Origin of the sequence: Mesorhizobium sp. WSM4989, from assembly GCF_029625795.1 — a bacterium.
Classification (GTDB): Bacteria; Pseudomonadota; Alphaproteobacteria; order Rhizobiales; family Rhizobiaceae; genus Mesorhizobium.
The window spans coordinates 2257942-2271159 of record NZ_JARTVN010000002.1; the positions used below are offsets into that span (position 1 = coordinate 2257942).

A 13218-nucleotide genomic window follows, 5' to 3' on the forward strand; every position below is an offset into this window, starting at 1 on the left:
CTGCCGCACAACCAACTTTTCCAAAATCCAGGCCGCCTTCAGGATTTTCCGAGCAGCGAGCGCAGCTTTTTCTGGAATTCGCTTTCCTCGGGCTGATCGTCACCCGCGCCCTCGAGCGAGGCGCCGGGCTTGCGCGGATAAGGGTCGATCGCCAGGCCGAAAAACTGCTCGGCGAGCGCCCCGACATCGATGGTGTCGCCGGAAAAAGTTTCCGGGCTGTCGGGCCCGTCGGCGTCGAGGACGATCTCGCCGCCGCCGTCGAAGCCTTCGCGTCCGAGTTTCGACTGCTCCGGCAAGAACAGCGCCTCGACGGGCTCGTCGATGTGAGCCGCGACCGGATCGAGTGTGACGATGCAGGCCTGGGTGATGTCGGCTTCGACGCGGCCGCTGACCTTGACGCCGTTGCGTTTCCAGGACGCCACCAAGAGCTCGGCGCGATAGCTCTCGACGGAAAGCAGGTCATGTTCGGCGGCAAGCGCAGTGCGCTGCCTTTCGTCGGCCTCGATTGCAACCGGCAAACCCTTTTGCGGCAGGCGGGCGACATTGGCGACAAAGGATACGGGGCTCTGCGGTTCGGCGTGCTTCATTCTCGCCTCCTTCAGGTGGCTCCGGCGACCGGGAACGCGACGGCGCCAGCCATGATCGATTCGGTCGGCTGAGCGGCAAGCTGCCCGGTCGCCGCGCTAACATAATTCGCCAGCAGCGACGCCTCAGGCCATTCGCCGGCATCGGGCCTGACATTGCGGGCGAGCGCCACGGCAAGCGCCGCGCCGTCGTCGTCCCGCAAGGCTTCGTCGTAGGCCGCAGTGCGGCCATAGAACATCTTTGCCAGCTTCTTCATGCGCTTCGGCACGCCGACATCGCTGATGCCGAGTTCCCTCAGCGAATGGTCGACATCGAGGAAGAACTCGTCGATCAGCACCTGAGCGATCTCGGCCGCGGCTCCGCCCTCGCCGCGCAGCCGGTGCTGGATCAGGTACATATGGAGCGACAGCATCTCGAAGCGGCCGAGCGGCGTATCCGGCACATTCCAGTCGGAATAAAACACCGTTTGCCGCGCCGCCGCCACGATTTGTGCGTAGAGCGCCTCGGTGATGGCGCGGTTGGCGTGACGTTCGCGACCAAAAAGGCGCTGGAACATTGAGGGTGGTCTCCCGGGGACCTTTTGTTTGATTTGGCCTTGTTGCATCGGCATGCAAGCTGGTTTACCGGTTTTGCGGCCCAGCGCAAGCTGCGGGGATGTGATGGAGAATTGTTGTTGGGTGCGCTGAAATTCAAGTCATTTTTCATGCCCGTGCGGGCGGGCGTGGCCACTCTGCTGGTGGCGGTATCCGCGCTTTCCGCCTGCAATTCGTCCAAGATGTTCGGTGATCTGCGTCCGAGCGAGACGCTGACGAAAGGCTACGTCATCGACCAGGCGGCGATCGACTCGGTGCCGGTCGGATCGAGTCGCGAGCAGGTTCTTCTTGCGCTGGGCACGCCGTCGACGACGGCGACCTTCGACAACGAGGCGTTCTATTATATCTCGCAGACGCGCAAGCGCTACGTCGCCTTCGACAACCCGCGCATCGTCGACCAGCATGTGCTGGCGGTCTATTTCGGCGCCGACGGCCGCGTCACCCAGATCGCCAATTACGGCCTGAAGGACGGCAAGGTCTTCGACTTCATCTCGAGGACGACGCCGACGGGCGGCAAGGACCAGAACTTCCTCAGCCAGATCATCAACGGCGCCAGCAAGCTGGCGCCCGGCATCCCGGGCGGCGGCACGCCCTGAGTTCGCTGTCAGCGACGTCCACGGACCAAGACCCGCCGAATCCGCTTCGGCGGGTTTTTTGTTTCGCCGAAACGGCCTGGCCTAAACAAAACCCGCGGGATCGCTCCCGCGGGCTCACTTGGTCCAGAAAGAACGCTTAGCTCAGCCGTGCGCGAGCACGGCCAGGAGCAGCAGCGCGACGATATTGGTGATCTTGATCGCCGGATTGACCGCCGGGCCGGCGGTGTCCTTGTAGGGATCGCCGACGGTATCGCCGGTGACCGAGGCCTTATGCGCCTCGGAGCCCTTCAGGTGCTTGACGCCATTCTTGTCGGTAAAGCCGTCCTCGAACGACTTCTTGGCGTTGTCCCAGGCGCCGCCGCCGGAGGTCATCGAGACGGCGACGAAGAGGCCGTTGACGATGACGCCGAGCAGCGAGGCGCCAAGGGCCGCGAAGGCCGAGGCCTTCGAGCCCGAGATCAGGAGCACGCCGAAATAGACGACGAGCGGCGCCAGCACCGGCAGCAGCGACGGGATGATCATTTCCCGGATCGCTGCCCGGGTCAGCAGGTCGACGGCGCGCGCGTAGTTCGGTTTCGAGGTCCCGGCCATGATGCCCTTGTCCTCGCGGAACTGCTTGCGCACTTCCTCGACGATCGAGCCCGCCGCGCGGCCGACGGCGGTCATGGCGATGCCGCCGAACAGATACGGAATGAGGCCGCCGAAGATCAGGCCGGCAACGACATACGGGTTGGAGAGGTCGAAGGAGATCTCGCCCATGCCCTGGAAGTACGGGTACTTGTCGCCATTGGCGGCAAAGAACCTGAGGTCGTTCGAATAGGCCGCGAACAACACCAGCGCGCCGAGGCCGGCGGAGCCGATGGCATAACCCTTGGTCACGGCCTTGGTGGTGTTGCCGACCGCGTCGAGCGCGTCGGTGGAGTGGCGCACTTCCTTGGGCAGGCCCGACATTTCGGCGATGCCGCCGGCATTGTCGGTGACCGGGCCGAAGGCGTCGAGCGCCACGATCATGCCGGCGAGACCGAGCATGGTGGTGACGGCGATCGCAGTTCCGAACAGGCCGCCAAGCTGGTAGGTGGCGATGATGCCGCCGACGATGACGATGGCCGGCAGCGCCGTCGATTCCAAGGAGACCGCGAGGCCCTGGATGACGTTGGTGCCGTGGCCGGTCACCGAGGCCTGGGCGATCGAATTCACCGGGCGTTTGTTGGTGCCAGTGTAGTATTCGGTGATCACCACGATGAGGCCGGTCACCAGAAGACCGATCAGGCCGCAGATGAACAGGTTCTTGCCGGTGATGACGATGCCGGCGACGGTGCCGACCTCTCCCCAACCGAGAGTGGCCGAAGTAGCGACGGCCAGGCCGACGATCGACAGCAGGCCGGTGACGATCAGCCCCTTGTAGAGGGCGCCCATGATCGAGCCGTTGGAGCCGAGCTTGACGAAGAAGGTGCCGACGATCGAGGTCAGGATGCAGGCGCCGCAAATGGCGAGCGGATAGAGCATGGCGGCGCCCAACACTGCAGTGCCGCCGAAGAAGATTGCGGCCAGAACCATGGTGGCGACGACCGTCACCGCATAGGTCTCGAACAGGTCGGCGGCCATGCCGGCGCAGTCGCCGACATTGTCGCCGACATTGTCGGCGATGGTGGCCGGGTTGCGCGGATCGTCCTCCGGAATGCCGGCTTCCACCTTGCCGACGAGGTCGCCGCCGACGTCGGCGCCCTTGGTGAAGATGCCGCCGCCGAGACGGGCGAAGATCGAGATCAGCGAGGCCCCGAAGCCGAGCGAGACCAGCGCGTCGATGACGATGCGGTCGTTTGGCTGCAGGCCCATCGGGCCGGTCAGGATGAGGTAGTAGATGGAGACGCCGAGCAGCGCCAGGCCCGCCACCAGCAGGCCGGTGATGGCGCCCGACTTGAAGGCGATGTCGAGGCCGGCGGCGAGGCTGTTGGAAGCAGCCTGCGCGGTGCGGACATTGGCGCGCACCGAGACATGCATGCCGATGAAGCCGGCAGCGCCCGAAAGCACCGCGCCGATCAGGAAGCCGATCGCGGACGTGATGGAGAGCAGCCACCAGGCGAGAAGAAGCACGACGATGCCGACGACGGCGATGGTGGTGTACTGGCGCGCCAGATAGGCTTGAGCACCTTCGCGAATGGCGGCGGAGATTTCCTGCATGCGCTGGTTGCCTTGATCGGACGCCAGGACCGATCGTGTCGCCCAGATGGCGTACAGGACTGACAGCAAGCCGCAGGCGATGACGGCGGTAATGATGGTCATTGCCGAATTTTCCTCGATTGATGGCCCAGAAGAACCCCTCCCTGGGCCGTTGGGACGGAGATGAACGCCGCACGCGGAATCCACCCCTTGGCTAAGGTGTATGCGAAACAGGGCTGGGAACGTCAAGATATTGTTCGGTTTTTGCCCGGCTTTCGCCGGAAAGACGAACGCCGCGACTCACCGGCAGGGGCCGCCGTGCATTTAGATCGATTGCGCGCCGGCAAACGGCGCAATGTCAGTTGGCGCGGCGTAAGCCCGGCAGCTTCAGGGTGCCGAGCGCCAGGAAGCAGAGCACAACGACCGGGAACACGATCCAGTTCAGCATGGTCCAGCCCCAGGCATTGTAGACCGCGCCCGACATCAGCGAAGCGAAGGCGACGGAGCCGAACAGGACGAAGTCGTGGAAGCCCTGCACCTTGCCTTTTTCGGATGGATGGTAGCTCGCGGCGACCATGGCGGTCGCGCCGATGAAACCGAAATTCCAGCCGAGGCCGAGCAGGATCAGCGCGGTCCAGAACTGCCATAGCGCAAGGCCTGAGAGCGCCACCACTGCGCAGGCGATGAGCAGCACCAACCCAATGGCGACGATGCGCTCGGCGCCGAAGCGGTGGATCAGCGAACCGGTGAAGAAGCTCGGCCCGAACATCGCCATAACGTGCCAGGAGATGCCAAGCGTGGCATCGTCGGTCGAAAGACCGCAGCCGACCATGGCGAGCGGCGCGCCGGTCATGACGAAGCTCATCAGCGCATAGCTGCCTACGGCACAGAACAGCGCCGCGACGAAACGCGGTTGGGTGGCGATCTCGACCAGCGGACGTGCGTCGCTTGCGGCGGCTTCGGCGGCGCTGCTCGTCCGCCTGGACGTATGCAGGAAGGAAAGGATAATCGCGCCTATGGCGGCCAGCACCAGGATGGAGGCGAAGGATCCGGCAAACATCACCGGCGCCAGAAGGTCGCCGGTGTAGATGACGATCTGAGGCCCGAGGATGGCGGTGACGATGCCGCCAGCCAGCACGAAGGAGATGGCGCGCGCCTTGAATTGCGGCGGCGCGTTGTCGGCGGCGGCGAAGCGGAACTGCTGCACGAAGGCGCCGCCGACACCGATCACGCCCAGGCCAAAGGCGAACAGCCAGAAGCTCGCCTGAAAGAGCGCGAGCGTCGCGATCAGCCCGCCGAGGGCAGTGACGATGGTGCCGATCATGAAGCCGCCGCGATGGCCGAGCCGGCGGATGATGGCGGCCGCCGGCAGGGCGCCGAGCGCAACGCCGAGGTTGAAGCCGGTGACCGGCGCCGTCGCCAGAGATTTGTCTTGGCCGAGCAGGTATTGGCCGGCAAGCGCGCCGATCGAAATGGCGATCGGCGCGGCGGAACCGACGATCGCCTGCGCGGCCGCGAGGAGCACTGCCGTGCGGCGCGCTTCCCTGCCGGCGTCAGCGACGACTGCCGTGGCGGTCACGATGCGTCCTTGCCGCGACCCTCGCCACGTACCCGGCGCGAGACACGGTCGAGCAGGGCATTGACCAGCTTCGGCTCGTCTTCCTCGTAGAAGGCCTTGGCGATGTCGACATATTCCGACACGATCACGGCCACCGGCACGTCCTCGCGCTTCATCAGCTCATAGACGCCGGCGCGCAGGATGGCGCGCAGCGTCGAGTCCAGCCGCGACAGCGGCCAGTCGTCGGTCAGCGCCTGGCGGATGATCGGATCGATGGTCTTCTGGTTCTCGACGACGCCGGTCAGGATGGCGCGGAACCATTGCGCGTCGGCCTCGCGATAGAGCGCGCCGTCGACTTCCTTGCCGAGGCGGAAGGCCTCGTATTCGGCGGTGATCTCGAAAACACCGCTGCCGGCCACGTCCATCTGATAGAGCGCCTGGACGGCGGCAAGACGGGCGGCACCGCGCTTGTTGGCGTGGCGCGCCGCACCGGTCTGGGCAGGATCGCTCACGATTGGGCTCCGAATTTCTCTTTGAGCGCGATCATGGTCAGCGCCGCGCGGGCGGCAAAGCCGCCCTTGTCGCCTTCGGTGCGCTTAGCCCGCGTCCAGGCCTGCGCATCGTTTTCGGTGGTCAGGATGCCGTTGCCGATCGCGACCGCTTCCTGCACGGAAAGATCCATCAGCGCACGGCTCGATTCATTGGCGACGATGTCGAAATGATAGGTGTCGCCACGGATGATGGTGCCGAGCGCGACGAAGCCGTCATAGTGTACGCCGCCCTCGCCGGCACCGTCCAGCGCGAAGGTGATGACGGCCGGAATTTCGAGCGAGCCAGGAACAGTCACGACGTCATAAGTGGCGCCGGCCTCGTCCAGCGCGCTGGTCGCGCCTTCGAGCAGCGCGTCGGCGAGGTCGTCGTGGAAACGCGCCTCGACGATAAGCAGATGCGCCTTCGCCTGCGGACGAATGAACGCTTTGCCGTGTTGGGATATGCCTGCCATAAACGTCTCCGGGGGGTTGCCGGTGACTTAGGCCGAAGCCGGATCGATCGCAAGCACAAGATTGCCGCCCGACACAGCATCTCCCGACAAGGTCCGGATCCCAAGCCGCGCGATCTTCCGGGGCTTTCTTCAGCTAGCGGGCAAAGCCTCGATGTTCGAGATCGATGCTCGAGGGCCGATCACCCGCTCAAGCTTCAGTCCGACGCCTTCGAACAGGCGGGCATATTGTGCCCGCGTCCGCTCGAGGCCGCCTGTAACCGCCAGCCTGACCACATCGATGAATTTGATCTGATCGGGCTCGTTGTTCTTTGATCACTTAGACGTTGCCAGCCGGGGCGCCGCAGATCGCGTGAGCAGAAGGGAAGCTGAGGCGCCGGCGCGACGTGGCGCCTCAGCGATCCGCGCCGCCTCCCCGGAACCGGTCGGTTTCGCTCAAAGCCCCTGTTTCGCCGCCTCGGCGAGGCGCGCGGCATACCGGGCCATGGTATCGATCTCGATGTTGACGCGGTCGCCAGCCTGGCGCTCGCCCCAGGTAGTGACGCTCAGCGAGTGCTGGATCAGAAGCACATCGAAGCGCGTAGCTTCGACCTTGTTGACGGTAAGCGAGGTGCCGTCGAGCGCGACGGAGCCTTTCGGCGCGATGAACTTCGCTAGGTGACGCGGCGCCTCCAGCGTGAAGCGCACGGCATCGCCCTCTTCCCTGCGCTCCACGATTTCCGCCGTGCCGTCGACATGGCCGGAGACGATATGGCCACCGAGCTCGTCGCCGATCTTCAGCGCCCGTTCGAGATTGATCCTGGTGCCCGATTTCCAACCGGATGCAGTCGTCAGCCTGAGCGCCTCTTCCCAGGCTTCGACCTCAAACCAGCGCGCGTTCGAGCCGTTCTCGGGCAGCGCCGTCACGGTCAGGCAGACGCCGCCGCAGGAAATCGAAGCGCCGATCGCGATCGTTTCCGGGTCATAGGCCGTGTCGATGCGCAGGCCGACGCCTTCGCTGAGCGGCTTCACCGAAGCGATACTGCCGACATCCGTAACGATTCCCGTAAACATCAGATCGTGTCTTCCAGTTTGACCATGCTCTTATCCGAAAACCATTTCCCACTTTTTGGGATCATGGTCTTACCCACTCGGCATAGCTGTCCTCGCCGAAGCGCATCTCACGCAATTTGCGGAAACCCGGCGGGATATGCGCAGCGTCGATCGGCGAGGCGATACCATCCTCGCCGATCGCCTCCGGTCCCTGGAACAAGACGATGCGGTCAACGAGGTCTTCCGCCAGGAAGGCCTCGGCTACCTTGGCGCCGCCTTCGACCACCACGCTCGCCATGCCGAGGGCTGCAATATCCTCGAGCAGTTCCGGCAGGGCTACTTCGCTCTCGTAAGTTTCAGTGCCGATGAAGTGCACGCCCGCGCGTTCGAGCGCAGCCCGCCGCTGCGGGTCGGCCTCGGCGCATGCCGCGACATAGAGCGGGACACGATCCACCCCGGAAACGAGCTTCGACGACTCCGGCAGCCGGATCTGGCGATCGAGGATGATGCGAGCCGGGGAGCGGTTCTCCAACCCCGGCAGGCGCACGGTCAGCGCCGGGTCGTCCTCCAGCGCAGTGCCGATGCCGACGAGGATAGCGTCGGCCTCCGCGCGCATAAGATAGACTTCGCGCCTGGCGATCTCACCCGTGATGGCGACCTGGCCGGCGCCTTTCCGGCCGATCTTGCCGTCGCTCGAAAGCGCAAGCTTCAGCGTCACTTCGGGACGTTTCTTCAAAGATCGAATCAGATAGCCGGCCATCTGCTCGGCGGCCTCTGTGGCGAGCACCTTCTCCACGACCTCGATGCCGGCGGCGCGCAGCATGGCGTAACCCTTGCCGGAAACGCGCGGATCGGGATCGCTCGCGGCGCCGACGACGCGCGCAATGCCGGCATTGACCAGCGCGGTGGCGCAAGGCGGCGTGCGGCCGTGATGGGCGCAGGGCTCAAGCGTCACATAGGCGGTGGCGCCGCGGGCCAGTTCGCCGGCCTCGGCCAGCGCCTCGGTCTCGGCGTGCGGCCGGCCGCCGACAGCAGTGACGCCGGTGCCGACGATCATCGGGCCGGCGCCGTCGTCGCGCACGATGATGGTGCCGACGGAAGGATTGGTCGCGGTGCGGCCGGCATTGCGGCGCGACAGCCGGATGGCCGCCGCCATGAAACGGCGATCAAGGGCTGCTTGCTCGGCCCCGCCCAATTGAGCTTTCGCCATGATCAGCCGGCGTCCTCTTCGGTCTTTTCTTCGTCGCCCTTCAGTTCGCCTAGCAACTCGTGGAAATCCTTGGCTTCACGGAAATTGCGATAGACCGAAGCGAAGCGGACATAGGCGACGTCGTCGAGCGATTTCAGCGCCTCCATGACGAGCCGACCGACCTCGCCGGAGGCCACTTCCGTCTCGCCGGAGCTTTCGAGCTGGCGCACGATGCCGGTCACGGCGCGATCGATCCGCTCGGGGTCGACATTGCGCTTGCGCACCGCGATCTCGACCGAGCGCAGCAGCTTGTCGCGGTCGAACGGCACCTTGCGGCCGGATTTCTTGATGACGACGAGATCGCGCAGTTGCACGCGCTCGAAGGTGGTGAAGCGGCCGCCGCAGTCCGGACAGACGCGGCGCCTGCGGATCGCCGCGCCATCCTCGGCGGGACGCGAATCCTTCACCTGCGTATCTTCGGACTGGCAATAGGGGCAGCGCATGGAGAGCCTTGGGTTTGCGATTCAGAGCATGATCCCGAAAAGTTGCAGACTCTTCGGAGAAGATCATGCTTCAAAAACAAAATCTTAGAGCGAGATGGCGATTCAAGGAAGCGTCATCTCGCTCTGGTGAGCGGAAGGCTTGGAGCCTTTCATTTCTCAGAGATAGCGAGGCGCGAGAAAGATTGCCAGCGCCCTGCCCCTGTCGTGCCCGGTCGGTTCAGGGCGCGACGTCCTTGGTCGGGAATCCGCAGGACGTGCCGAGGTTGCGGTAGGCCTTGGTGAAGCCGTCCATCGGAATGCTGGCGACGGTCTGCTTGCCAAAAACAACATCGAGCGAGGTGACTTTGCGCATGGCGCGCAGCAGAGCGAGACTTGTCTTCGCCTGGTTGTCGACCGTCCAGCTGGGACGACCGCCGACGGCATTCGAATAGACTTTCGCGGAAACCTTGATGCCGGGGTCGCCGAAGGTCGCCGCGATGTCCTTGCCGGTCGGCAGGTCCTTGTTGTCGACGGCGATCATGATGGCGGGATAGGCATCCGGCGGCAGCGCGTCGCCGGTCGAGATCGACAGCGTTAGCGTGCCAGCATTGCCGATGCCGTCGACGAAAGCTGCGGAGGCCGCGCAGGTCTTGTGTGCATCCTGCCCGATGTCGAGCGTGTCGATGATCGTGGTCCATCTGCCGAAGGTGTTTGTGGCCGGTTCTGGCTGCGCCTGCTCCTGCCCGGCCGCGCCGGACACGGCGAAACCGGCCAGCGAGCCGACCAGGGCCAAGGCGGCAAGATGGAAAATGCGCATCATCAAGTCTCCAGTTCGCGACGCCGCCCAATCAGGACGGCGCACTGCCGGCGGATAAAAGATGACGCGCGGCTTCCGGTCAACCGAGATAAGGATAGAGCGGGAAGCGATCCGTCAACGCCGTGACTTTGGCCTTGACCGCAGCCTCGACTACCGCATTGCCCTCGTCGGAATTCGCCGCCTTCAGCCCGTCCAGCACCTCGGCGATCAGCTTGCCGATCTCGCGGAACTCGGCCTGGCCGAAGCCGCGCGTGGTGCCGGCCGGTGTGCCGAGGCGAACGCCGGAGGTGACGAACGGCTTTTCGGGGTCGAAGGGGATGCCGTTCTTGTTGCAGGTGATGTTGGCGCGGCCGAGAGCCGCCTCGGCGCGCTTGCCGGTGGCGTTTTTCGGGCGCAGGTCGACCAGCATCAGATGGTTGTCGGTGCCGCCCGACACGATGTCGAGGCCGGTTTCCTGCAGGCTCGAAGCCAGCGCCTTGGCGTTGGCGACGATGCTCTCGGCATAGGCTTTGAAGCTCGGCTTCAGCGCCTCGCCGAGCGCCACCGCCTTGGCCGCGACGACATGCATCAGCGGGCCGCCCTGGAGGCCTGGGAAAACCGCCGAGTTCATCTTCTTGGCGATCTCCTCGTCGTTGCACAGGATCATGCCGCCGCGGGGCCCGCGCAGCGACTTGTGCGTCGTCGTGGTCACGACATGCGCATAAGGCAGCGGCGACGGGTGCATACCGCCGGCGACTAGCCCGGCGATATGCGCCATGTCGACCATCAGATAGGCGCCGATCGAATCGGCAATCTCGCGGAAACGCTTCCAGTCCCAGATGCGCGAATAGGCCGTGCCGCCGGCCAGGATCAGCTTCGGCTTCGTCTCATGCGCGGTCTTCTCGATCGCGTCCATGTCGAGCAGGTGGTCGTCCTTGCGCACCCCGTAGGAAACGACCTTGAACCATTTGCCGCTCATGTTGACCGGCGAGCCATGCGTGAGATGGCCGCCGGAGTTCAAATCGAGGCCCATGAACGTGTCGCCGGGCTGCAGAAGCGCCAGGAAGACGGCCTGGTTCATCTGGCTGCCCGAGTTCGGCTGGACATTGGCGAAGTTGCAGCCGAAAAGCTTCTTGGCGCGCTCGATGGCCAGTTCCTCGGCCACGTCGACGAACTGGCAGCCGCCGTAATAGCGCTTGCCCGGATAACCCTCGGCATATTTGTTGGTCATGATCGACCCCTGCGCCTCGAGCACGGCGCGGGACACGATGTTTTCCGAGGCGATCAGTTCGATCTCATGGCGCTGGCGGCCAAGCTCGTTGCCGATGGCGCCGAAAATTTCCGGATCGGCGTCGGCAAGCCTGGTCTCGAAGGAGGATTCGAATTTGTTGGCGGCTGCCGCGGCATTTGACATGGCTTGCTTTCCCTTGGGGCCGGAGGTCTGCGAGGTCGCCGCGCCATTAACACAGTTGTTTGGAGCCCGCCACGTTTGCGGCGCGAAATTTGCTGGCCGGATTGCGCCAAGCAAATCGGCTGAACACTATTTCCGGTCGCGCCGGCTTTTGAGCAGCGCTTCTGTCAAAGTGATCTCGGAAAGCAGCGCCCGCATCGTGTGGTCGTTGATCTGGCGGGTGCGGAACATGGCGCGCACGGCGGCGCGCTCCGCCTCTATGCCGGCGTGCCTGAGCTCAAGCTCCAGCCGCCCGGATTCGCGCGCCTCGGCGCGCGCCTCTTCGGCCTCGTCGGAAGCCGCGATGCGGCGCCGGTAGCCGGCAACGATGCTGTCGGCGACCGCGAGCCGGGCCTCGGCCGCCTCGCCTTCGCCGCCCTCGCTGGCGAGGCTCTCGATCTTGGCGATGGCGGCCTTGGCGGCGCCCGCACGCGCCCGCCGCTCCTCGGCCGCACCCGGATCCTCGCCTGGCTCGACCAGCCCGCGGGCGATCCCCGGCAAAGCAAGGCTGGCGATGACCAGCGAGCAGATGATGACGCCGGCGGCGAGGAAGATCACCACGTCTCGCGCTGGAAAGGGCGAGCCATCCTGCAGCGCGAGCGGCAGCGACAGGATGCCGGCAAGCGTGATCGCGCCGCGCACACCGGCCACCGATCCGGCAAGCCTGACGCGGAAACCAAAGGGCTCTGCCTTGCGCTTGCCGAGCCGCGCGGCGATCATCGATGCCATGTCGCCGATCCAGATCCAGAGGAAGCGCAGGCCGATCACGCAGAGCGTCAAAATGAGCACGGTCAGCACCGGCTCGAACAGCCAGTGCCGGCTGGTGAGCTCCGGCGGGACCCTGCGAATGATGTCAGGAAGCTGCAGGCCGAGCAGGATGAAGAGAGCGCCGTTGAAGACGAAGGTCAGCATCGACCATAGCGACATCGCCTGAATCCGCGCCGAGACCGAGAGATGGCGGAAAATGCCGGAGGTGCCCGTAACCAGGCCGGCGGTGACCGCGGCCAGAATGCCGGAAGCGCCGACATGCTCGGCAATGAGATAGGCGACGAAGGGCAGCAGAACCATCACCAGCACCTGCGCCCCCGCCGGCGTGCCGCCGATGCGGCCAAGCACCTGCAGCGCCTTGGCGGCGACGAACAACGCCGCAATGCCCGCGAGGATGCCGGCCGCCACGGCGTAAAGAAAGCTCAACGAGGCGGCGGCGAACGAAAAGCTGCCAGTCAGCGCCGCCGCAACGGCAAAGCGGAACATGACCAGGCCGGAGGCATCATTGAGCAGGGATTCGCCTTCCAATATGTGCATCAGCCGAGCCGGAACGACATTGCGGTCGACAATCGAGGACACGGCAACGGCATCGGTCGGTGACAGCACGGCGGCCAAAGCGAACGCAACCGCCAGCGGGATGCTTGGCACCAGCCAGTGCAGAGCATACCCGAAGCCGACGATGGTGAAGAAGACAAGTCCGACGGCGAGATCGAGGATCGGCCGGCGCAGCTCGATCAGCTCCCGTTTCGGCGCCGCGAAGGCATCACCGAACAGAAGCGGCGGAATGAACACCAGCAGAAAGAGTTCCGGATCGATCTCGACATGCAGTCCCTTGGCCGGCCAGGCAAGCGCGGCGCCGATCGCAATCTGCAGCACGGGGAGCGGCACCCGCACCAGCCGCACGAGAGCGCCGGAAAGCGCCAGGAAAGCAAGCACGACGAGAATGAAGACGGCCACGTCCATGATGCTATTCCAGCTGTTCGCGCTGTAAGTCTCATATTCGACGCAT

13 protein-coding genes are annotated in these 13218 nt (G+C 64.9%); 1 reads left to right on the top strand and 12 read right to left on the bottom strand.

Translation table 11 applies throughout. The features are described 5' to 3' along the window. Positions 1–38: 38 nt before the first annotated feature. The gene (locus P9217_RS23830) at positions 39–587 is read right to left on the bottom strand and encodes a DUF177 domain-containing protein (protein ID WP_067000755.1); all 549 of its coding nucleotides are present in this window, start codon (positions 585–587) and stop codon (positions 39–41) included. Positions 588–598: 11 nt separating this feature from the next. Then, positions 599–1141, bottom strand: coding sequence for a ubiquinol-cytochrome C chaperone family protein (locus tag P9217_RS23835; protein ID WP_095778644.1), 543 nt, complete (start codon positions 1139–1141; stop codon positions 599–601). 117 nt (positions 1142–1258) lie between these two features. Between P9217_RS23835 and P9217_RS23840 the strand changes: the two genes are divergently transcribed. Beyond that, positions 1259–1774: an outer membrane protein assembly factor BamE gene (locus P9217_RS23840; protein WP_067000750.1), complete on the top strand. Its 516-nt coding sequence runs from the start codon at positions 1259–1261 to the stop codon at positions 1772–1774. Between the two features lie 141 nt (positions 1775–1915). On the opposite strand, the gene P9217_RS23845 is transcribed toward P9217_RS23840, so the two are convergent. The 10 genes from P9217_RS23845 to P9217_RS23890 form a co-directional block, all read right to left on the bottom strand. Further along, a complete protein-coding gene (locus P9217_RS23845) occupies positions 1916–4057 on the bottom strand; it encodes a sodium-translocating pyrophosphatase (protein ID WP_067330052.1) in 2142 nt (713 codons plus the stop codon). A 235-nt stretch (positions 4058–4292) separates the two neighbouring features. After that, a complete protein-coding gene (locus P9217_RS23850; protein ID WP_127847429.1) occupies positions 4293–5513 on the bottom strand; it encodes an MFS transporter in 1221 nt (406 codons plus the stop codon). Beyond that, complete coding sequence (gene nusB / locus P9217_RS23855) at positions 5510–6004, bottom strand: transcription antitermination factor NusB (protein WP_067000741.1); 495 nt, start codon at positions 6002–6004, stop codon at positions 5510–5512. The genes P9217_RS23850 and nusB overlap by 4 nt, the downstream gene beginning before the upstream one ends. Continuing rightward, on the bottom strand, positions 6001–6495 hold the full coding sequence (gene ribH / locus P9217_RS23860; protein ID WP_067000738.1) for a 6,7-dimethyl-8-ribityllumazine synthase: 495 nt from the start codon (positions 6493–6495) through the stop codon (positions 6001–6003). The genes nusB and ribH overlap by 4 nt, the downstream gene beginning before the upstream one ends. Positions 6496–6927: 432 nt before the next feature. Further along, positions 6928–7545 (bottom strand): riboflavin synthase, encoded by a 618-nt coding sequence (locus P9217_RS23865; RefSeq protein ID WP_278088065.1) that lies wholly within the window; start codon positions 7543–7545, stop codon positions 6928–6930. 61 nt (positions 7546–7606) lie between these two features. Then, positions 7607–8734: a bifunctional diaminohydroxyphosphoribosylaminopyrimidine deaminase/5-amino-6-(5-phosphoribosylamino)uracil reductase RibD gene (gene ribD / locus P9217_RS23870; protein WP_067330044.1), complete on the bottom strand. Its 1128-nt coding sequence runs from the start codon at positions 8732–8734 to the stop codon at positions 7607–7609. 2 nt (positions 8735–8736) lie between these two features. Continuing rightward, entirely contained in the window at positions 8737–9216 is a 480-nt protein-coding gene (gene nrdR, locus P9217_RS23875; protein WP_059184872.1) for a transcriptional regulator NrdR, read from the bottom strand. 217 nt (positions 9217–9433) lie between these two features. Then, entirely contained in the window at positions 9434–10012 is a 579-nt protein-coding gene (locus P9217_RS23880; protein ID WP_164747361.1) for a hypothetical protein, read from the bottom strand. Positions 10013–10091: 79 nt separating this feature from the next. Beyond that, positions 10092–11405, bottom strand: coding sequence for a serine hydroxymethyltransferase (gene glyA, locus P9217_RS23885; RefSeq protein WP_278088066.1), 1314 nt, complete (start codon positions 11403–11405; stop codon positions 10092–10094). Positions 11406–11531: 126 nt separating this feature from the next. Continuing rightward, a complete protein-coding gene (locus P9217_RS23890; protein WP_278088067.1) occupies positions 11532–13172 on the bottom strand; it encodes a Na+/H+ antiporter in 1641 nt (546 codons plus the stop codon). Positions 13173–13218 lie beyond the last annotated feature (46 nt).

What these genes read in the sequence shown, in the direction of transcription:
- ribH (WP_067000738.1), bottom strand. Translation starts at nt 6,495, where the DNA reads ATGGCAGGCATATCCCAACACGGCAAAGCGTTCATTCGTCCGCAGGCG.
- glyA (WP_278088066.1), bottom strand. Translation starts at nt 11,405, where the DNA reads ATGTCAAATGCCGCGGCAGCCGCCAACAAATTCGAATCCTCCTTCGAG.
- P9217_RS23880 (WP_164747361.1), bottom strand. Translation starts at nt 10,012, where the DNA reads ATGCGCATTTTCCATCTTGCCGCCTTGGCCCTGGTCGGCTCGCTGGCC.
- P9217_RS23890 (WP_278088067.1), bottom strand. Translation starts at nt 13,172, where the DNA reads ATGGACGTGGCCGTCTTCATTCTCGTCGTGCTTGCTTTCCTGGCGCTT.
- ribD (WP_067330044.1), bottom strand. Translation starts at nt 8,734, where the DNA reads ATGGCGAAAGCTCAATTGGGCGGGGCCGAGCAAGCAGCCCTTGATCGC.
- P9217_RS23830 (WP_067000755.1), bottom strand. Translation starts at nt 587, where the DNA reads ATGAAGCACGCCGAACCGCAGAGCCCCGTATCCTTTGTCGCCAATGTC.
- P9217_RS23865 (WP_278088065.1), bottom strand. Translation starts at nt 7,545, where the DNA reads ATGTTTACGGGAATCGTTACGGATGTCGGCAGTATCGCTTCGGTGAAG.
- P9217_RS23845 (WP_067330052.1), bottom strand. Translation starts at nt 4,057, where the DNA reads ATGACCATCATTACCGCCGTCATCGCCTGCGGCTTGCTGTCAGTCCTG.
- P9217_RS23835 (WP_095778644.1), bottom strand. Translation starts at nt 1,141, where the DNA reads ATGTTCCAGCGCCTTTTTGGTCGCGAACGTCACGCCAACCGCGCCATC.
- nrdR (WP_059184872.1), bottom strand. Translation starts at nt 9,216, where the DNA reads ATGCGCTGCCCCTATTGCCAGTCCGAAGATACGCAGGTGAAGGATTCG.